Origin of the sequence: Cupriavidus sp. SK-3 (genome assembly GCF_000611145.1) — a bacterium.
Classification (GTDB): Bacteria; Pseudomonadota; Gammaproteobacteria; order Burkholderiales; family Burkholderiaceae; genus Cupriavidus.
Genome location: NZ_JFJV02000284.1, coordinates 1 through 20,121 on the forward strand (window position 1 = coordinate 1; position 20,121 = coordinate 20,121).

Annotated in this window: 22 protein-coding genes; 15 read left to right on the forward strand and 7 right to left on the reverse strand. The window is 63.0% G+C overall.

Going from position 1 to position 20,121, the window contains the following annotated elements; translation table 11 throughout:
- The coding region (locus CF70_RS38500) for a hypothetical protein (RefSeq protein ID WP_235185283.1) at positions 1-197 on the forward strand (197 nt) is incomplete at its 5' end.
- 275 nt (positions 198-472) lie between these two features.
- Here CF70_RS38500 and CF70_RS31165 read toward each other — a convergent pair.
- The 3 genes from CF70_RS31165 to flgA all read right to left on the reverse strand — a co-directional run bounded on the left by CF70_RS31165 (position 473) and on the right by flgA (position 2,166).
- Positions 473-931, reverse strand: coding sequence for a flagella synthesis protein FlgN (locus tag CF70_RS31165; RefSeq protein WP_035874941.1), 459 nt, complete (start codon positions 929-931; stop codon positions 473-475).
- A gap of 53 nt (positions 932-984) precedes the next feature.
- The gene (gene flgM, locus CF70_RS31170; protein WP_035874944.1) at positions 985-1,287 is read right to left on the reverse strand and encodes a flagellar biosynthesis anti-sigma factor FlgM; all 303 of its coding nucleotides are present in this window, start codon (positions 1,285-1,287) and stop codon (positions 985-987) included.
- Positions 1,288-1,446: 159 nt separating this feature from the next.
- Entirely contained in the window at positions 1,447-2,166 is a 720-nt protein-coding gene (gene flgA / locus CF70_RS31175) for a flagellar basal body P-ring formation chaperone FlgA (protein WP_035874946.1), read from the reverse strand.
- Between the two features lie 220 nt (positions 2,167-2,386).
- On the opposite strand from flgA, the gene flgB reads away from it, so the two are divergent.
- From flgB to flgL, 11 genes are all read left to right on the forward strand, one after another.
- Positions 2,387-2,800: a flagellar basal body rod protein FlgB gene (gene flgB / locus CF70_RS31180; protein ID WP_035874951.1), complete on the forward strand. Its 414-nt coding sequence runs from the start codon at positions 2,387-2,389 to the stop codon at positions 2,798-2,800.
- Between the two features lie 7 nt (positions 2,801-2,807).
- Positions 2,808-3,215, forward strand: a complete 408-nt coding sequence (gene flgC / locus CF70_RS31185; protein WP_035874954.1) for a flagellar basal body rod protein FlgC — start codon at positions 2,808-2,810, stop codon at positions 3,213-3,215.
- 13 nt (positions 3,216-3,228) lie between these two features.
- A complete protein-coding gene (locus CF70_RS31190) occupies positions 3,229-3,900 on the forward strand; it encodes a flagellar hook assembly protein FlgD (protein WP_035874957.1) in 672 nt (223 codons plus the stop codon).
- Positions 3,901-3,933: 33 nt separating this feature from the next.
- Positions 3,934-5,175: a flagellar hook protein FlgE gene (gene flgE / locus CF70_RS31195; protein ID WP_035874960.1), complete on the forward strand. Its 1,242-nt coding sequence runs from the start codon at positions 3,934-3,936 to the stop codon at positions 5,173-5,175.
- Positions 5,176-5,234: 59 nt separating this feature from the next.
- Positions 5,235-5,978, forward strand: coding sequence for a flagellar basal-body rod protein FlgF (flgF, locus tag CF70_RS31200; protein WP_035874962.1), 744 nt, complete (start codon positions 5,235-5,237; stop codon positions 5,976-5,978).
- A gap of 50 nt (positions 5,979-6,028) precedes the next feature.
- Complete coding sequence (gene flgG, locus CF70_RS31205) at positions 6,029-6,814, forward strand: flagellar basal-body rod protein FlgG (protein WP_035874965.1); 786 nt, start codon at positions 6,029-6,031, stop codon at positions 6,812-6,814.
- Positions 6,811-7,494 (forward strand): flagellar basal body L-ring protein FlgH, encoded by a 684-nt coding sequence (gene flgH, locus CF70_RS31210; protein WP_035874968.1) that lies wholly within the window; start codon positions 6,811-6,813, stop codon positions 7,492-7,494. Before flgG ends, flgH begins: the two co-directional genes overlap by 4 nt.
- Positions 7,495-7,508: 14 nt before the next feature.
- Complete coding sequence (locus CF70_RS31215; RefSeq protein ID WP_035875027.1) at positions 7,509-8,642, forward strand: flagellar basal body P-ring protein FlgI; 1,134 nt, start codon at positions 7,509-7,511, stop codon at positions 8,640-8,642.
- Positions 8,643-8,644: 2 nt separating this feature from the next.
- Positions 8,645-9,679, forward strand: a complete 1,035-nt coding sequence (gene flgJ / locus CF70_RS31220; RefSeq protein ID WP_035874971.1) for a flagellar assembly peptidoglycan hydrolase FlgJ — start codon at positions 8,645-8,647, stop codon at positions 9,677-9,679.
- Between the two features lie 239 nt (positions 9,680-9,918).
- Positions 9,919-11,835, forward strand: coding sequence for a flagellar hook-associated protein FlgK (gene flgK, locus CF70_RS31225; protein ID WP_035874974.1), 1,917 nt, complete (start codon positions 9,919-9,921; stop codon positions 11,833-11,835).
- A gap of 36 nt (positions 11,836-11,871) precedes the next feature.
- Entirely contained in the window at positions 11,872-13,101 is a 1,230-nt protein-coding gene (gene flgL / locus CF70_RS31230; RefSeq protein WP_035874977.1) for a flagellar hook-associated protein FlgL, read from the forward strand.
- 859 nt (positions 13,102-13,960) lie between these two features.
- Here the strand turns inward: flgL and CF70_RS31235 are convergent.
- From CF70_RS31235 to CF70_RS31250, 4 genes are all read right to left on the reverse strand, one after another.
- Positions 13,961-14,362, reverse strand: a complete 402-nt coding sequence (locus tag CF70_RS31235; protein ID WP_035874980.1) for a hypothetical protein — start codon at positions 14,360-14,362, stop codon at positions 13,961-13,963.
- 149 nt (positions 14,363-14,511) lie between these two features.
- On the reverse strand, positions 14,512-15,291 hold the full coding sequence (locus tag CF70_RS31240) for an amidohydrolase family protein (protein ID WP_035875029.1): 780 nt from the start codon (positions 15,289-15,291) through the stop codon (positions 14,512-14,514).
- Positions 15,292-15,397: 106 nt separating this feature from the next.
- Entirely contained in the window at positions 15,398-16,357 is a 960-nt protein-coding gene (locus CF70_RS31245) for a Bug family tripartite tricarboxylate transporter substrate binding protein (protein WP_235185284.1), read from the reverse strand.
- Positions 16,358-16,444: 87 nt separating this feature from the next.
- The gene (locus CF70_RS31250) at positions 16,445-17,086 is read right to left on the reverse strand and encodes a 4-carboxy-4-hydroxy-2-oxoadipate aldolase/oxaloacetate decarboxylase (protein ID WP_035874983.1); all 642 of its coding nucleotides are present in this window, start codon (positions 17,084-17,086) and stop codon (positions 16,445-16,447) included.
- A 287-nt stretch (positions 17,087-17,373) separates the two neighbouring features.
- Here CF70_RS31250 and CF70_RS31255 point away from each other — a divergent pair, with 287 nt between their 5' ends.
- From CF70_RS31255 to CF70_RS31265, 3 genes are all read left to right on the forward strand, one after another.
- Positions 17,374-18,057, forward strand: a complete 684-nt coding sequence (locus CF70_RS31255) for a GntR family transcriptional regulator (RefSeq protein WP_035874986.1) — start codon at positions 17,374-17,376, stop codon at positions 18,055-18,057.
- A 140-nt stretch (positions 18,058-18,197) separates the two neighbouring features.
- Positions 18,198-19,058 (forward strand): NAD(P)-dependent oxidoreductase, encoded by an 861-nt coding sequence (locus CF70_RS31260; RefSeq protein ID WP_035874989.1) that lies wholly within the window; start codon positions 18,198-18,200, stop codon positions 19,056-19,058.
- A 34-nt stretch (positions 19,059-19,092) separates the two neighbouring features.
- Complete coding sequence (locus CF70_RS31265; protein ID WP_035874991.1) at positions 19,093-20,070, forward strand: Bug family tripartite tricarboxylate transporter substrate binding protein; 978 nt, start codon at positions 19,093-19,095, stop codon at positions 20,068-20,070.
- The last annotated feature ends 51 nt before the right edge of the window (positions 20,071-20,121 follow it).

Genomic DNA, 20,121 nt, shown 5'->3' on the forward strand with positions numbered 1-20,121 from the left:
GCATCGCTTGGGGGGCTCGCTTCGCATCGCGGGTTGGTGTGGCCCGCCCCTCGGGCGCTCCCCACGGCTACACCGATCGTGGTTCTGGCGGTGTAGCCTGCTTCCTGCAATTTCTTCTCGTTTTCAGCCTTAGGGCCTTCGGGTTTGATGGGCGCTTTTGTCCAATGCGCTGGAGCAATCCGGTGTTCGGTGCGTAAGGCCCGGCTTGTATATCGGGGATCTCGAAGGTACGCCGTTGATGGCGCATTGACTCGCTTCGCGCAGCACGGTTGCCGCTCGCCGAGCGTTGATACCTGCAGGTGAACGTCAAAGGTGGTTTCACCTCACTGGCCGGGGCGGCCTGAGGGGGATGCGCTGTCGCCTTCTGTTGCCAAGCGGTCTTTGATCGGGGTGGCCCCGAGAACCGCTTCTTGATGCTGCGGACTAACCAGTGGCCGTCCAGGTCGGATCCGGAATCAGGATCCGGAAACCATCAGCCGCTGGCCAGACTGACCCCTTGCGGCCCAGTCTGCGTCCGTCCATTCTTTCCGTAGAGCGTCGCATTGTCCCCGCGTTGACGCAGCGCCAGGATCGCTTCTTCGGTGAATTCAAGATGCGCGTCCACCACGGCGGAATTAAGCGCATTGGCATCGCGCGCGGTGCGCGCGGCAAACACCAGGGTCCGCCATGCGGCTTCAACGCCCGCATCGATCTGCCGCCCGAACAATTGTCCGCCCGCGCCGGTGCGAATGCCCAAAGCCCCCATCTGTGCTTCGCGGGTGCGTGTCAGGGCACTTAGCGAGCCGGCCAGTTCGACCTTGCGTTCCAGCAACCCGGCCAGGGCCTGGTAGTCGCCGGCCTTGATCATGGTTCTTTCTTCGCCGAGCACGGCGGCGAATTCCTGCGCCAGTTCGGTTTCGCGGCGCAGGTTCTGGATCAGGGACTGGCTCATGGCTTGCCTATCGTGGGTATGGGTTGGCTAAACAAATGGCCGCGCAGCAGGGATCAGGCGCCGCCGTTCAGCTCGCGCAGGGACGCGAGCAGGCCGTCGGCGATCTTGCTGGGGTCGATCCTGATCCGGCCTTCGGCGATGGCCTGGCGGATTTCCTCGACCTTCGCGGTATCGATATCGTCGTCATGATCTTCTACCAGGCGGGCGCCGATCTCGCGCACCTGGGCCGACAGGGGGCTGACGCGTACGCTGGACGTATCCGGGGCCGCGGTCGGCCCGGGGGCGCCGGCCACGCTGCGCGTGGCGCCGTCGATAGCGTCGCCCGCCCTCGACGAGGTGGTCTGATTGATCTTCACGGTAATTCCTTGCTGGGTACCTTTGGCTTATCGGATGGCTCAGGCAAAACTTTAGGGTGAAATGGCGCCGGAAAGCCCCGCTTTCCTGGCCCCGGGCCTGCGCGCCATTGTCTCATGAGACGGTTTCGTAACCCCATGGGCCCCGCTTGCCGCGTCCTCCTATTGTTGCAGCACCACCGTGTCGCCGCTGCGCACCAGCGCATTGACTACCTGACCGTTCTTTAGCCGCACCTGCACGTTGTTGCCCACCGCTGCCTCGGCCATCACCTTGCCTTCGCTGCTGAGCTGGAACGATTCGCCTTCCACCACCACGGTCACGTTCTGCCCCTGCCGTACGGCAATGGCTTTCTTCAGCAGATCCATCCGCAACGGCGAGCCCGCGGCGATGCGGTTTGCCGCCACCGCGCCGGTCACTTGCACCGGATCGGTCACCACCGCGCGCGGCAGCGAGGCCAGGTCGCCCTGGCGGACTTCCATGTCGGCCGCGTCGACGGGTTCGCCGGGCATGAGGTTGCGCGCGGCCACATAGTAGTCGGCAACCACCGACACGCGCGCCTGGACATAGCGTGTCCACGGACGCTCGCCCGCGCAGCGCACGCCCACCGAGACGCGGCCCCAGAGCGATGCGCCTGGGGGCAGGAAGGGTTCGGGAAGCGGGCAATCCGGCGCCCGCCCGCCCGAAGGCGGCACCACCTGGATGTTGGCCTTGCCGGGCAGGCCGGCGGTCTGGCGTTCGAGGAACTGCTCGACCGCGGTACGCACCGGGTCTTCGGTAAAAGGCGAGGGCGGTGCCGCGCCGGCGCTGCCGGGCAGCGTGCCGCCGACGGCGAGCACGCAGAGCAGGGCGCGCGCCGCGGCGGCCCGGAAACGAGTGTTCATGTGTGTATCCCGGCAAGAAAACGACGTGGGGCGTGCCGCGGGAGCGGGCGCCACGTGCGTGACAACGGGTCCCATTGTAGGCAGCCCTGCAATCTTGCTCGGGTCGAAATACGCAGGTTTCTTTGCCCTATTCGTGCGATTGGCATGGCGGGGCCGCCCCTAAGATGGCACACCTGAAAAGGTCGACCTTCATCGCTCTCCCCTTCAGCGAGACACAGACATGATTGACAGACTCGATGCGGCATTGCGCTTCCAGCAAGAAGCGCTGAGCTTGCGGACCCAGAGGCAATCAGTGATTGCCTCCAATATCGCGCACGCCGATACACCCGGCTACAAGGCGCGCGACTTTGATTTCTCCAGCACGCTGGCGCAGAGCGTCGAGCGGGGCAAGCGCGCCGAAGGCGTGTCGCTGTCCACCACGTCGGTGCGGCATTTGCCGGGCCAGGCGTCGGCGTCGGGGATCGACGAGAGGAACCTCGAGTACCGCATCCCGATGCAGTCAAGTATCGATGGCAATACGGTCGAAATGGATACCGAACGCGTCGCCTTTGCCGACAACGCGGTGCATTTCGAATCCGGGCTCACCGTGATGAGCGCCAAGATCAAGACCATGCTGTCAGCCATCCAGCAGTGAGCGCACCATGCCAGCCATGAACATCTTCGAAGTCACCGGTTCGGCCATGGCTGCGCAGTCGCAGCGCCTGAACGTGACCGCCTCCAACCTCGCCAACGCCGACAGCGCCGTTGGCCCCAATGGCCAGCCTTACCGCGCCAAGCAAGTGGTGTTCGGCCTGGCCGCGACACCCGGCCAGAGCGACATCGGCGGCGTGCAGGTGGAGGGCGTGATGGAGGATCCGTCGCCGCCGCGCATGGTCCACAACCCCACGCATCCGCTGGCGAACGCCGACGGCTACGTGACGATGCCAAACGTCAACCCGGTGGAGGAGATGGTCAACATGATCTCGGCCTCGCGTTCCTACCAGGCCAACGTGGAAGTCCTCAACACCGCCAAGAACATGATGCTCAAGACACTGACCATCGGTCAGTAAACCGGGATACGCAATGACTACGACCTCCGCCACAAGCAACACCACCAGCGCCGCCGGGATTGCCAATACGCTGCAAAGCGGCAGCGCGAGCGCGGCCGACCTGCAGAACAACTTCCTGAAGATGCTGGTCACCCAGATGAACAACCAGGACCCGCTCAACCCGATGGACAACTCGCAGCTGACCACGCAGCTGGCGCAGATCAGCACGGTGAGCGGCATGCAGACCATGAACGCCACGCTGAATACGCTGCTGGGCCAGGTCAGCGCCAGCCGCGCCATGGACTCCGCGGCACTGATCGGCAAGACGGTAATGGTGCCGGGCAGCGCCACGTCGGTGGCGGGCGGCGTGCCGGGCAAGATCGGTGTCGACCTGCCCGCGACCGCGGATGCGGTCACCGTGCAGGTGCTCGACAAGGACGGCAACACCGTGCGGACCATCGACATGAAGGGCCAGGTTGCCGGCGTGCACGACATTGCCTGGGACGGCAAGAACGACGCGGGCGTCGCGGTAGCGGACGGCGACTACAGCTTCAAGGTGACCGCCACCGCCAACGGCAAGGATGTCACGCCGGTGGCGCTGGTGTACGGCAAGGTCAACAGCATCAGCGGTGACTCTACTGGTGTGCTCGTCGATATCGGCAATGACCGCACCGCGTCGGTCGACGACGTTCGCCGCATTCTTTAAGACATCAGCGATTCAGCTAACTAGGGGAATTTCATGGGTTTCGGTCAAGGGGTAAGCGGCATCAACGCCGCTGCATCGAATCTGGACGTCATCGGCAATAACATCGCCAATGCCAACACCGTCGGTTACAAGCAATCGACGGCCCAGTTCGCCGACGTGTATGCCGGTACCAAGATTGGCCTGGGTACCACGGTGAACTCGGTGGTGCAGTCATTCAACCAGGGCAATATCGAATCGAGCGGCAGCGCGCTCGATGTGGCGATTACCAACGGCAATGGCTTTTTCCGCCTGACCGACTCGTCGGGCTCAGTCTTTTACTCGCGCAATGGCCAGTTCCAGCGCCAGCAAGACGGCCGCATCACCAATGCGCAGGGCCTTCAGCTGAGCGGCTATCCGGCAGGCGCGACCGGCGGCGGTGCGGTGCAGCCGCAACCCCTGGTCGTGCCGAACACCACGATGGCGGCCAAGGCAACGACCACGCTGGGCGTTTCCTTCAACCTGGATTCCGGCAGCAAGGTACCGGGAGCGGCGTTCGCCAGCGCGCCGGGGGCGCTGCCTACGTCCAATATGTACAACTACAGCACCGGCGTTACGGTGTACGACTCGCTGGGCAACGCCAGGCAGCTGACGGCGTACTTCTCCACGGGTACCCCCGGCGCGGGCACGTTCCCGGCAGCCGGTGGCGGCGGCACCGACTGGACGATGAACCTGACCGATGCGGCGGGCAATGTCGTCGGCGCGCCGATCACGCTGAAGTTCGACTCGAAGGGCACGCTGCAGGTACCGGGCGCAGGTGCTACCACCACCATCAATATTGCGGCTTCCAACGGCGCGGCTCCGCTGGCCATCGCGATGGACCTGACCGGCACCACGCAGTTCGCCGGCGCCAGCGATACCAAGCCGCCTGTCCAGAACGGCTATACCGCCGGCAGCCTGCTCGGCTTCGCGATCCAGCCGGACGGCACGATTCTCGGCAGCTATTCGAACCAGCAGAAGCAGTCGCTGGGCCAGGTCGTGATGGCCGGCTTTGGCAACACGCAGGGCCTGAAGCCCGAAGGCAACAATGTGTGGTCCGAGACCGGCGCGTCGGGTCAGGCGGTGATCGCCGCGCCCGGCGGCAGCCTCGGCCAGCTCAAGTCCAACGCGGTGGAAGCTTCCAACGTGGACTTGTCGGGCCAGCTCGTCAGCCTGATCGTGGCGCAGCGCAACTACCAGGCCAACGCGCAGACCATCAAGGCGCAGGACACGGTCATGCAGACCCTGGTCAACCTGTAATGCGCAGCGTCGGCAGGATAGGCCGGACGAACCGGACGAGCGGGAGTTAAAGGGACGCCATGGACCGCATGATCTATACCGCCCTGTCGGGCGCCAAGCAGACGCTCGACCAGCAGGCCGCGGTGTCCAACAACCTGGCCAACACGTCGACCCCCGGCTTCCGCGCGCAGGTCAATATGTTCCGCGCGGTGCCGGTGGTGGGGCAGGCGTCGCCAACGCGCGCCTTCACGCTGGCCTCCACGCCCGGCGCTGATCTCAAGGCCGGTCCGCTGACCTACACCGAGCGTCCGCTGGACGTGGCGCTGCAGGGCAACGGCTGGCTGACAGTGCAGGCACCGGACGGTAGCGAGGCCTACACCCGCGCGGGCTCGCTGCAAGTGTCGGCGGACGGGCAACTGCAGACCAGCACCGGCCTGCAGGTGATGGGCGACGGTGGCCCGATCGCGGTGCCGCCGGGTGCGGCGGTCAGCATCGGCAGCGACGGCACGATCACGGCGCGCGGCCCCGGGGAAACCTCCGCCGGCCTGGCCCAGATCGGCAAGCTGCGCCTGGTGAATCCGCCGCCCGATTCCATCGCCCGTGGCGACGATGGCCTGTTCCGCCTGCGCCCCGGCGCGCAGCCGCTGCAGGTCGATGCCAACATCCGCGTCATTTCGGGCGCGATCGAGGGCAGCAACGTCAATCCGGTCGAGTCGATGGTCGACATGATCGCCAACGCCCGCCGCTTCGAGATGCAGATGAAGATGATCCAGAGCGCGGATTCCAACGAACAGCGCTCCAACCAGCTGCTCTCGACCAACTGAAATTGAATTGATGCGCCGCCGCGGCTCGCGGCGGCCTTGTGAGGACAAACATGATCCGCTCTCTCTGGATTGCCAAGACCGGCCTCGACGCGCAGCAGACGCAGATGGACGTGATCTCGAACAACCTGGCCAACGTCTCCACCAACGGCTTCAAGCGTGGACGCGCCGTGTTCGAGGAACTGATGTACCAGACCGTACGCCAGCCAGGCGCGCTGTCTTCGGACCAGACCACCCTGCCGTCCGGCCTGCAGCTGGGCACCGGCGTGCGCCCCGTGGCAACCGAGCGCATCCATACCCAGGGCAATCCGCAGCAGACCGGCAACAGCAAGGACGTGGCCATCCTCGGCAACGGCTTCTTCCAGGTGGCACTGCCCGACGGCACCACCGCCTACACGCGTGACGGCTCGTTCCAGAGCGACCAGAACGGCCAGCTGGTGACGTCCAGCGGCTTTGTGATCCAGCCTGCCATCACCCTGCCGGCCAACTACACGTCGCTGACCGTGGCGCGTGACGGCACCGTCTCGGTGACGCAGCCCGGCTCGGCCAACAACGTGCAGGTCGGCCAGCTGCAACTGGCGACCTTCGCGAATCCGGCCGGCCTGGAAAGCCTCGGCGAGAACATGTATGTGCAGACCGACGCATCGGGCGCACCGAACACCACCGTGCCTGGCCTGAACGGCGCCGGCACGCTGCAGCAGAACTACGTGGAAGCGTCCAACGTCAACGTGGTCGAAGAGCTGGTCAGCATGATCCAGACCCAGCGCGCGTACGAGATCAACAGCAAGGCCGTGCAGACGTCCGACCAGATGTTGCAGCGCCTCACCCAGCTCGGATGATCATGATGGCCTCGCTGATTCGCCTGGGCGCGCTTGCCTTGTGCTGCTTCGCGACTGGTTGCGCGATGGTTCCGCGCGAGCCGCTGGTGCAGCTTCCCACCACCGCACGGGCCGAGCCGCGCGCGCTGGCGCGGTCGAGCGGATCGATCTACCAGTCGTCGTATGCCGGCAATCCGCTGTTCGAGGATCGCCGGCCGCGCAACGTGGGCGACATCCTCACCATCGTGATCAGCGAGAACGTCAACGCCAGCAAGAACTCCGGCACCAACGCCAGCCGCACTTCCAACAGCGCGCTGGCGTTCGACGCGGTGCCCAAGGCGCTGGCAGGCCTGTTCAGCAGCAGCCAGAATGCCACGATGAGCGGCGCCAACGCGCTCAAGGCCAGCGGTGGCGCCAGCGCCACCAACACATTCAACGGCACCATCACCGTGACCGTGCTGGAAGTGCTGGCCAACGGCAACCTGATCGTCTCCGGCGAAAAGCAGATGGCGATCAACCAGGGTGCGGAGTTCATCCGCTTCTCCGGCGTGGTCAACCCGCGCACGATTACCGGAGACAACGCGGTGCCCTCCACGCAAGTGGCGGACGCGCGCATCGAGTACACCGCCAAGGGCTATATCGACGAAACGCAGAACATGGGCTGGCTGCAGCGTTTCTTCCTCAATGTTTCACCGTATTGATCACCGACCGCGTCATGTTCCTGTCTTCGCTCCCTGCCTTGCGCTGCCGCTTTGTCCGCGCTTTCTTCCTTGCGCTGACGCTGGGCCTGCTCGCGAGCGCAGCGCACGCGGAACGGCTGAAGAATCTCGCCACCTTCCAGGGCGTGCGAGACAACCCGCTGGTGGGCTACGGCCTCGTGGTGGGGCTGGATAACACCGGCGACCAGACCATGCAGACGCCGTTCACCACGCAGAGCTTGACCAACATGCTCTCGCAGCTGGGCATTACCCTGCCCGCCGGCAAGAACATGCAGCTCAAGAATGTGGCGGCGGTCATGGTCACAGCCACGCTGCCGCCGTTTGCGCAGCCGGGCAGCCAGCTCGACGTGGTGGTGTCCTCCATGGGCAATGCCAAGAGCCTGCGTGGCGGCACACTGCTGATGACGCCGCTCAAGGGCGCCGACGGCCAGGTCTACGCGATCGCGCAGGGCAATATGCTGGTGGGTGGCGCGGGCGCGTCGGCCAACGGCAGCAAGGTACAGGTCAACCAGCTGGCGGTGGGCCGGATCGCCAACGGCGGCATCGTCGAGCGCGCGGTGCCGGCGTTCCAGCCGGAAGGCGGCATCCTGAACCTGGAGCTGCGCGAAACCGATTACGGCACGGCCGAGCGGGTGGTCGAGGCGATCAATCGCTCGATGGGCGGCGGCGTAGCCAGTGCGCTGGACGGCCGGGTGGTGCAGGTGCGCACGCCCGCAGCGCCAGGCGCGCGTGTGGGCTTCATGGCCCGCATCGAGAATATCGACGTCACGCGGGCCAAGGCTGCCGCCAAGGTCATCCTCAATGCCCGTACCGGCTCGATCGTGATGAACCAGGCCGTCACCGTGGACGACTGCGCCGTGGCGCACGGCAATCTGTCGGTGGTGATCAATACCCAACCGGTGATCAGCCAGCCGGCCCCGTTCAGCGGCGGCCAGACCGTGGTGGCGCCAGTGTCACAGATCAACATGAAGCAGGAGGGCGGCGTGCTGCAGATGGTCAAGGCCGGCGCTTCCCTGGCCGCCGTGGTCAAGGGCCTGAACGCGCTCGGCGCGACCCCGGCCGACCTGCAGACTATCCTTGAGGCGATGCGCGCTGCCGGTGCGCTGCGCGCCGACCTCGAGATCATCTGACCATGTCCAGCAGCCGCCTGGCCGCCCAGGCCGATCTCTCGCAACGCTTCGCGCTCGACACGCAGGGCTTCGAAGGCCTCAAGCAGAATGCGCGCACGGGCGCCAGCCCCGAAACGCTGCGTACCGCCGCCCGGCAGTTCGAGGCGGTGTTCACGCAGATGGTGCTCAAGAGCATGCGCGATGCCACGCCGCAGGATGGCTTGTTCGACAACGAGCAGACCAAGCTGTACATGTCGATGATGGACCAGCAGTTGTCGCAGCAGATGTCCTCGCGCGGCATCGGCCTTGCCGATGTGATGGTGCGCCAGCTTGCGCGGGCCAGCGGCGCGGGCCTTCCGCCCGAGCTTGCCGGCGCCGCCGCGAAGCAGGCGGCCGTGCAGGCCGGCATGGACGACGCGGCTCCCGGCCTGGCGCGCGCGCTGGACATGCGCAATGGCGACGGCGCGGGGGATGCCGACAGGCCGCGCGTCGGCAGCGTGGTGGCCGGCACCAGTTGGAACCCCACGGCGGGCCTGCGCCAGTACCAGCCGCAGGAACCAGGCGCCTGGCAGGGCGGGGCCTCCGTGTTGCCGGAAGACACGCCCGCCCACATCAGCGCCTTCGTCTCGCGCATGGCCGGACCCGCCCAGTCGGCGGCACGTGCCACTGGCGTGCCGGCGAAGCTGATCCTCGGCCAGGCGGCGCTCGAATCCGGCTGGGGCCGGCGCGAGATCGCGTACCCGGACGGCAGCACCACCTTCAATGTCTTCGGCATCAAGGCGGGCGCCAACTGGAAGGGCCAGGTCGCGGAAATCACCACCACCGAATACATCGACGGCCAGCCGCAAAAGGTGCGCGCGCGCTTCCGCGCCTACGCTTCGTATGACGAAGCCTTCGCCGACTACGGCCGCTTGCTGAGCAACAACCCGCGCTACGCCGAGGTGCTGGCCGCGGCCACGCCGGACGACGCGGCGCGCGGCCTGCAGCGGGCCGGCTACGCCACCGATCCGGCTTATGGCGAGAAACTGGTGCGGATCATGCGAAAAGTACCCGTCTGAGCGCCCGGAACAGGCTGGCCGGACGCCGTGCCAGGCGGCTGGCGCGGCCACCCGAGAGCCAGGCGCAAATTCCCCGCGCCTCGCACTAAAGTCTCTTTGTACTTCTGCCGTTACTTACATCATTCACCGCCGTCGATGTCCGGCAGCGGCGACCCGGCATCGAAGGGCCAGCACAGGCGGCCACGGTGCGCGGATCGCCCGGTCAGGCGCGCGGCAGCCACCAGACGCGGGGTTAGAGCATGTCTCTCTTCAATATCGGACTTTCCGGCCTGAACACGGCGCAGAACGCGCTGACCACGGTTGGCCATAACGTCAGCAATGCGGCCACCACGGGCTATACGCGGCAGAACACCATCATTGCCTCCGCGGGCGGTCAGTACACCAGCTCGGGGTTCTATGGCCAGGGCTCCAACGCCACCTCGGTGGTCCGCGTCTATGACGAGTTCCTGACCGGCCAGCTGCGCGGCGCGGTGACCGCCAGCGCGCAACTCTCGACCTACTCCGCCCAGATCAGCCAGATCGACAACCTGCTGGCCGACCAGAAGGGCGGCCTGGCACCGCTGATGCAGAAGTTCTTCGCCGCGGTCCAGGGCGTATCGGACACGCCGGCGGATCCGGCCGCGCGCCAGAACATGCTCAACGCCGGGCAGTCGCTGGTGGGGCAGATGCGTGCCGCCAACTCCTACTTCCAGCAACTGCGCGATGGCGTCAACACCCAGCTGCAAAGTTCGGTGACCCAGGTCAATGCCTACTCCCAGCAGATCGCCAAGCTTAATGACCAGATCACGCGGGCCGTCGCTGCCGGCGGTGGCCAGCTGCCCAACGACCTGCTCGACCAGCGCGACCAGTTGGTCTCCGAGCTGACCCAGATCGTCGGCGTCAAGGTCGTGCCGCAGGACAATACCTACAACGTCTTCATCGGCAACGGCCAGCCGCTGGTGATGGGCACTGCCTCCTACGACCTGAAGGCGGTGCAATCGTCCGCTGACCCCTCGCGTACCGCGATCGCATACACGCAAGGCAACGGCAACGTCGTCGAGATGGACGACAGCACGCTCACCGGCGGCTCCGTCAGCGGCCTGCTCAAATTCCGCAGCGAGACGCTGGACTCCGCGCAGAACGCCATTGGCAGGCTGTCGGTGACGCTGGCCCAGACCTTCAACGACCAGCACAAGCTCGGTGTGGACCTGACTGGCCAGGTTGGCGGCAACCTGTTCAAGCTGGGCTCGCCGTCGGTACTGCCCAAGAGCACCAATGCCGGCAACTCGCTGGTAACGGCCACCATCAGCGATACGTCGCAGCTGACCACCAGCGACTACACCCTGAGCTACGACGGCACCAACTACAACCTGGTGCGCATGTCGGACAATAAGACCGTTAGCCAGCCGGGCGCCGCCGCCACCTATCCGCTGACGATCTCGCTCGATGGCGTGGACGTGCAGATCCCGACGGCGATGCCGGCCAACGACAGCTACCAGATCCAGCCGACCCGCAACATTGCTTCGGCGATGGACATGGCCATCAAGGATCCGGCCAAGATCGCGGCCGCGAAGGCCCCGCTGACTGGCAGCGCAGGCGCCGCAAACACCGGTACGGGTACCGCGAAGGTCACCAACGTCGCACCGGGCGCCAGTAAGCCGCTCACCGCGATCACGGCCACCTACGACGGCGCCACCGCCAAATACATCTTTACCGACCCGACCGGCGCCGCGGTGCCGTCGACTGGCCCGACTCCGAACGGCAGCGCCCAGGACTACGTGATCAACGGCATCACCGTAAGCTTCAGCGGCGCGCCGGCGAACAACGACAAGATTACGCTGACACCCAACGCCAGCGGCGCCTCCGACAACGGGAACGCGCTGGTGCTGGCCAAGCTGCAGAGCGCCAAGACCATCGGCGGCGTGTCGAGCTACAACGACGCCTATGCGCAGCTCGTCAACGACGTTGGCAGCCGCGCCAAATCGATCCAGATCGCGTCGACCTCGCAAGACAGCGTAACCACTCAGGTGATGACGGCGCAACAAGGTGTGTCCGGCGTGAACATGGATGAGGAAACGGTCTCCATGCTGCGCTTCCAGCAGCTCTACCAAGCCAACGCCAAGGTTATCCAGACTGCCACTACCCTGTTCGACACCATCATCGGCATCGGCCGCTGAGCGCCCTGACGAATCGGACCCCGAAAAGGAACAGACATGCGCATCGCAAGCTCCACGCTCTATCAACTCGGCCTGGCCTCGATGAACAGCCAGCAGGGCTCCCTGCTGCATGTGCAGCAGCAGCTCGGCACCGGCCGCCGCATCCTCTCGCCGTCGGACGACCCGGTGGGTGCAACCCGGGCGCTGGTGGTAGCGCAATCCAGCGCGGTTAACGACCAGTACGCTACGTCGCGCAAGCAAGCCAACAGCAATCTCGCGATGGAAGACAGTACGCTCAAGAGCGTGACCACCGCGATCCAGAATATCCAGACGCTGGTGGTACAGGCCGGTGACGGCACCATAAGCGATGCCGATCGCGCCTCCGTCGCCTCGCAGCTGGAAGCCAACTACAACCAGTTGCTCGGGCTGGCCAACAGCGACGACGGCAACGGGAATTTCCTGTTCGCTGGCTTCCAGTCGCAGTCGCCGCCGTTCAGCAAGGACAATGCCGGCGCCGTGCAGTACAGCGGCGATAGCGGTCAGCAGTTGCTGCAGGTCGACGTGGCACGTCAGCTGGCGACCGGCGACAACGGCCGCGACATCTTCCTGAGCGTGCAGAACACGGCCACCTATGTTGCCTCGGCTAAGAGCGGCAATACGGGCACGGGAACCTACAGTGCAGTCACCGTGTCGGACCCGACCAACGCACTGTATGGGCACAGTATCTCGATCAACTTCGGCACAGATCCGGCCACCGGCGTTTTGCAGTATCAGCTGAAGGACGAAAGCGCCGTTCCGCCTGCGGCAATCGGCGCGCCAGTGACCTACACGGATGGCGCCGGCATCCAGGTGGCGGGCCTCTCGCTGTCGGTCAAGGGTACGCCGGTCGCTGGCGATCGCATGGACCTGCAACCTGCGCAGCTTGCCGGCACCGATATTTTCAGCAACGTCAAGGATGTCATCAACGCGCTGAAGAAGCCGCTCTCGACCGATGCCGATCATGCGGCACTGGCCAATGTGCTGGCCACCGCCAATCGCAAGATGAGCAATTCGCTGGACAACGTCAGCACGGTCCAGACCAGCGTCGGGGCGCGGATGCAGGAGCTGGACGCGCTCGATACGATTGGCTCGAACCGCAGCCTCAATTACAGCCAGACACTTTCCGGACTGCAGGATCTGGATTACTACTCGGCCATTACTGAGTATTACCAGCGTCAGACTTCGCTGCAGGCGGCGCAGCAATCGTTTATGCAGATCCAGGGGATGAATCTGTTTAAATTTCTGTGATTGGTGGTAGGCGTGCGGCGCGCCGTTGCGTCTGTCTAGCCGGAACAGAATCCTGCAAACTCCCCGGAAGAGTTTTGCAAATGCCCACCAAATCGCCCGGAAATCCGCTCCAGGCCTAGGCTTTGCGAAATTCTCAGCTGGTTCACGGCTGGTCTCCACTTGCCTTCACAGTTCCTGAAATTCTCGGAGGGGTCTAGTCCCTCCGAGACCAGCCCAACCTCGCATTCCTGCAGCAGCGAGCTGAGACTTGCTCCAACTATAGGACATCTCGTCGCAAACAAACCGGCCTTGAGCTTCCGCTAGGAGCCTCCGACTCTGTATCGGTCCAACTTTCCAACAAGCCATTTGGGGCAGTGTCCGCGTCCTGACCAGGTCTTGCCAGAAACGGGGACCATGTACATCGCTGGATTCTGCGCTGAAATTGAACTGCTCCTCTTCGGCTTTGCAGACGGGCGACGTGAAATCGGGCGGACGTAGTTCAAGATGTCACTGACTGATAGGGAGTGCTCGATCATCAGTCCTCGGATGGTCTGAAGGACCGATTCCCTCTCCTGGCCGCGACGTTGTAACTCCAGGTTCACGGAACGCAACTGTGCGCGCACGCTGGCGTGCGTTGCACCACTCTGCTGGAGCTGAGATCTTGAAGCAGCCATTGCATCTCCCGATCCGAAATCTTCGGATGCGCATCAACCTTGAAGTCGCTTCCTGGCGGGAAGTATCCACCACTGTAAGCTGGTCAGGCCACTTCGGGCTTGTACCCTATTAGAGGCATTCTATGTACATTCTCCCGCAATGCTGGAGTCTCTGTTAGTCCTCAACTGACGGCGGTCCTCCTTCGGCGGCCGCAGCTCGCTTCGGGCTATTCGGAAATCGGCGCGTCGACAAGTACGTTCAACTTCAGCCGACGAATCCGAGGGTCAACGAAGTAACCCCCGCCTTCTACGTAGCGCAAGTACACCCGCTGGCACGAGCCGCACTCCCAAACATTGCATCGATTGTAGGGGTAGTAGAGAGGGGCAATCGGTGCATCGGCTGACCAGATATTGGTGTTCTCGGGATGCAATTCTGCAAATGTCGGCTCGCTGAACATGTCATGTACAAGCGTGCCAATGGCCTTGAGCTGTTGCTCGGGAAAGGAAATGGGCAGGCTGGTCCATGCATCTAGCGCCGGAGCGCTGCACTCGCAGTCAGTGGTTACGGCGTCAGTCCGACGGGCGAGGGACTGCAGAACATCAAAGGGAACATACGATTCGTTTTCCATGGCGGGTCTCGGTGCTGCCTAATAAACTCATGCTCCCCATCATACCTACGCAGCGAATGGCCCGTCGGTAATGACAGATGCAGCGAGAGTTCCAGGCGCTGGGGCGTCGCCTGCGGTGGTCCCCGGGAGCAGTTCAGGGGTTCGTTTTCCTAACCGGTAAAGCGGTAGAGTTGGGCGGGATTTGACACGAGAATCGCGTCTCTGACCGAAGGCTCCGAAATCCATTTTGCGAGGAGATTTGCGAGCGTCGCATCGTTGGGCTTGTCAACCTCTGTTGCGTGGGGCCAATCCGTCCCCCACACAAGCCTGGAGGAGAACTGCTGTGCAATCGACGCAACAAAATCGTCCAGCCGATGCAAGTCATTGCTTTCGCTTGGGATGGCCATATAGGCGCCGGAAAGCTTGAGCCATCCGCGCCCGCTCGCGAGCAACTTGTGAACTGCTCGCCCGACCAGGGGTGCCAACGCCTCATTGCTGCAGGCTCGTGCGAAGTGATCGACGACTATGTCGATGTCCAGGGCCAGGAGCGAGTCAATCTCGTGGAGGAAGGCTTCAGGCAGCATGTGAACCTGCAGGTGCCAGCCGAGTCGACGAATGCGTGATGCCAATGGGCGAGCCATCGCAATGTCGGTGGCACCACGTTGGACCAGGTTCAACCGAGCTCCCACAACCCCGGCGGCGGCAAGCCGTTCCAATTCTGCATCCAGTGTGTCTGGTGTCACTACCGCGATGCCGCGGGCCGAATCCCCGAAATATTCAAGGGCCGCCAACAGGGCTCTATGGTCGGTGCCATAGGAAGACGGCTGGACGACGATACTGCGGGTGATACCCAGGCGTCGCTGCAGGCTCTGGTATTGCTGAGCAGTGGCGGCCCCATGTGTTAGCACCGCGTTTGGGGTGAACGGCAGTGCGGGGTCGAACACGTGCATATGGCAGTCGCACGCGTTCGTCGGCATAGCGAACGACGGCTTGTCGTTGCCTGCAGAGTGAGGGGCGGTCGTAGGACCGCCAGTGCTGGGTTCATCCATGAAATGGTTAGCGCTTGGCGGCGGCCGTGGAGTTCCAGAACCGATAGCTGCGCTCCAGTTCCGCCTTGGCTTCCGAAATTGACGATGATTCCACAATGTCCAGGGACATGTCGCTGACCTGCTTTCGGACATCAGGGTCTGCCAATGTCTTCCGAAGTGCGGCGTTGAATTTCTCCGCAATAGCTGCCGGCAGATTCTTCGGCGCGAAGAATGCGTTGAAGCTGTTCAGGTTCAAGCCCGGGACGCCGCCCTCCGCGAAGGTTGGTACATCCGGAAGCAGAAGCGAGCGTTTATCGCCAGTGACAGCGAGAAGTCGCACTTTTTTGGCCCGGGACATCGTGACGGCCTCGGGAGAGCCAGTCACTCCCGAAGCAAGCTGTCCGCCAATCAGCTGCGGCATCATTTGTGCCGAGCCATTGAACGGGATTGCTTCCATGGCGACACCGGCCTTGCTACCTACGCTGTTGCCAATCAAATCAGGCATGCCGCCCATCAGCGGGACGCCATAGTTGCGCTTGCTAGCATCCTTCTTCGCGATGTCCATGAACTGTTGAAGCGTCGTAGCCGGGCTGTTGGTCGGTAGGGAGAGCACCCACTGGAAGCGGGCAACGGTACCGAGCGGTGCGAAGTCACGCAGAGCGTCGTACCCGGCGGACGGTGTGATGAGCGGCACGATGACGACCGAATGGTCGAGCGCGAGGAGATAGGTAGAGCCATCTGCGGGTGCATTCTTTACGAAGGCGGTACCAATCTGACCACTGGCGCCAGGCCGGTTCTCAACAACGACGGTATGGCCGAGCTCCTTCGCAAGCCCTGGTGCGAGCAGTCGAGCCAGTGCGTCTGTCGCACCACCTGCTGCGAACGGCACCACAATGCGAATAGGGCCGCTGTATTCAGCGGCGGATGCAGCAGTCGATACGGTGGCGCTTATGGCGAACGCCACCAGCATGCGCATGAGAATGTGCATGAATGTCTCCAGTTATTTGGGTTGATGGCGCTTCTGCGAGCGCTCAAACGGAACGTGAGGGGGCACCCGTTAGCCGGGTGCGGTGAATCACTGCAGGCCGAAGCGGTGTAGCGTTTCGCCCAGGTTCAGAAGCTCGACCATTGTCTTGCCTTCTTTCAGGGCTACGCGCATGCCTTCTTCCTTGTGCTCGCGCTCGATGCTCTTGTCGATGACGCTGTCGACTTCATTGGGCGAGACGACGACAAGGCCGTCGCGGTCGCCGACGACGATGTCGCCCGGGTTGATTTGCACGCCGCCGAAATGGACGGGCACATTGACCTTGCCTGGTTGGTTCTTGCCGGTGCCCTTAATCGAAAGGCCGCGGCAGAACACGGGGAAGCCCATCTCGATGATGGCGTTGCCATCGCGGACCGAACCGTTCACAACCAGGCCGGCGAGGCCTAGTTCCAGGGCGGCTAGCGTCAGGATGTCGCCCCAAGGGCCGGCTTCCAGGAAACCCTTCGCGTCCACGACCAGTACGTCGCCCGGCTTCGCCTTGGACAGCGCATAGTGAATCATGAGGTTGTCGCTCGGGCGGATGTCCACCGTGACCGCTGGGCCCGCCATACGCAGGGTCGGGTCCAGCGGCTTTAGCCCCGAGTCCAGCGCACCTTTTTGGCCCTGAGCTTCATGGATGGTGGCGGTGCCAAGGGCTTTCAGGCGCTCGATTTGCTGTTCGTTGACGGACATGTGGTCTCCTGTCGATGTGAATCGTACCGTTGCTTGGTGAGCGGATAGTACAAAATAAATACAAAGGAGGGCAAGGAGAATCCATGATCCTGCGGGTTTACGTGGAAAATTTGGGGTTGGTGTGGCGCCTCAGTACATTGGAAGTACATTTTGCCTGGATTTAGTACTTGCGCAGTTTTCGCGGTGTTGCGCTCAGTGTTTGGTAGGATTGCGGCGCGGGACGTGCATCTTGCGGCCCACAGGAGACGCGGTCACGACCCCGGGTATAGGAAAACCGAAGAAAAGCGATGAAAAAGGGCAGCGAGCAGACCTACGAGGTGCTGAAGAAGCGAATCGTGGCAGGCCACTACACGGCTGGCACGCAGTTGAAGGAAGAGCACATTGCTGAGGACATGGGCGTCAGTCGCACGCCAGTCCGGGCCGCGCTTAAGCGTCTCATTGACGATGGCTTGGCTGTCCAGGAAACCGGCCGCGGCGTGTTTGTTGCCGGTTGGACGAGATGGGACATCGAGGACATGTTCCGCCTGCGAATTCGGCTCGAGCCCTTCGCCGCGCGGCTTGCTGCCGAGCGGGCTGATGCCGAAATCATTGAACAGTTGAAGCAATGCAACGACGAAATGGCGCGCGCCATCGAGAACGCCAGTGGGTCCGATGACGGTATCGCAGAAATACAAGCCGCGAACAGTCGCTTCCACCGTCTCATCCTCGATGCGGCGGGCTCCCAGCGTCTTAAAACCATCCTGGAAACGATGATTGATATGCCAATCATCACCCGCTCGTTCTTTCTCTACGAGCCCGACGATTTGCTCCGGAGCCTTTCGCACCACCGTGATATCGCCATGGCAGTGGAGCTCCACAATGGTGACCTGGCGGAGCAGCTCATGTCGGTACACCTGCTCATCTCCAATCAACGCTTCATGAGTCGTCGCCTGGATAGCTTTGGGCTGGATGGGCTAAGCGTACAAAAATAGAACAGCAAGCAACGTTACAGGCGTTTTCTTCAGCCCTAATGGCGCCACATCACTAGCGTTTACCCGCGAGTTTGCGAAATCGCGTTGTTACGACTGTATTTTTTTTGTACTCTCCAAGCTTCATTAGCAAGGAGACAGTCTTGAACATCGCAATTATTGGCCTGGGCGAAGTGGGCCGCTGCTACGTGACCGCACTTGCCACACTCTCGGGCACGACCTTCGAGTTTTGCGACACCCATCTCTCGCAAGCCGGACGCGACCTGGCAAGCAAATTCGAACTGAGTGTCCATAGCGAAATCGGCCCGTGGCTTGCGGAGGCTGACTGGGTTCTCTCCTGCGTGTTCGGCGCTGTATCGCTGGACGTGGCAGGTCAATGCTTCGAACACATGAAGGTTGGCTCGCGCTACGCCGATTTGACCACGGCCAGTCCGGCCGACAAGCGTGTGGCTGCAGTGCGTGCAAAGGCAAAGGGCCTCAACTACATCGATGTTGCAGTGATGGGCGCCATCTCGCTGGCGCTGTCGCAAACGCCCCTGCTGTGCGCCGGGGAGGGAGCGAGCGATTTTGCAGCGCTGATTCAGAGTGCTGGCGGTAATGCCCGTATCGTCGAGGGTGGCGCTGCCGGCGACGCAATCTCCCTGAAGGTCCTCCGCAGCGTTTTCACCAAGGGCATGGAGGCCCTGGCCGTCGAACTGCTCATGGCTGCTGAAAGGCAAGGCGTTCGCGAAAAGCTGTATGGAGTGCTGGGGGACATTGACGATAGCCCGCTCGAAGACTTCATCAACATGCTCGTGCGGACGCACACGATTCATGCAAAGCGTCGCACGCATGAAGTCGCAGAAGCCCAAAAGGAATTGCGTGGTTCGGGGCTGACGTCGCTCGTGCTGCCCGGTGTCGAAGCGCGTTTCGCGAAAACCGCCGCAGCGAGCGAGGCAAATCCTGTTGGCGAGAGTCCCTCACTGGAAGACGCACTGCAGTGGCTGCTCAAGCACGCGGCGTAACAGTAAAAGACATAAGCAATCCGGAGACAAACGCATGCAAAAACTTCTTCTTGCCGCATCGGCCGCCATCATTTCGACCACCTTCATCGCGCCGGCCGCAATCGCCGCGGACAAATATCCCAGCAAGCCGGTGCGCATGCTGGTTGGCTTCCCCCCGGGCGGCTCCGCGGACATAAACGCTCGAATCGTCGCGCAAGGACTGTCGTCTCAACTGTCGACGTCAATCGTGCCCGACAACAAGCCGGGCGCGGGCGGCAACATTGCGGCGACGGAAGCCAAGCGTTCCGCTCCGGACGGCTACACGATTTTCTACAGCACCTCCGCCATCGTATTGGCGCCGTCGCTGTATCAGAACGTGCAGTTCGACGCGTTCAACGATTTCGTGCCTATCAGCCTCACGGCGAACATCCCGCTCGTGCTCGTGACGACGCCCAATCTGCCGGTGAATAACGTGAAGGAGCTCGTCTCGTATGCGAAGGCGAATCCTGGCAAGCTGAACTACGCATCTTCGGGCTCTGGAGCTCTGCTCCATCTCGGTGGCGCTCTATTTGCGAAGGAAATGGGCATCCAGGTCACGCATGTAGCCTACAAGGGAAGCGCCCCCGCAATAACGGACCTGATTTCCGGCTCGACGCAGTTCATGTTCCTCCCGCTCAACGAAGCCAGCCCTCATATCAAGGCAGGCAAGCTGAAGGCTCTGGCTCTCACCAGCAACAAGCGCTCGCCACTCCTCGCAGATGTGCCCACCATCAAGGAGGCGACTGGTCTGGATTCGTTGGTAATGGGTGCATGGCAGGGAATCCTGGTGCCGAGGGGCACGCCCGATGCCATCGTGACTCGTCTACGGGAAGCCACCGAACATACCTTGCAAGACAAAGCGGTTCGGACGAAGCTGCAAGACCAGGGCTCCGAAATTCTCGGTGGAACGCCTCTGCAGTACACGCAATACATGAAGACCGAGTCGATTCGCTGGGCGCGCGTCATCAAGGAGTCCGGAGCGAAGGTCGAGTAGTTCATAGCCTGTGGGGCTGGCGCTGGCCAGGGCCTTTCAACGGCTCATGGC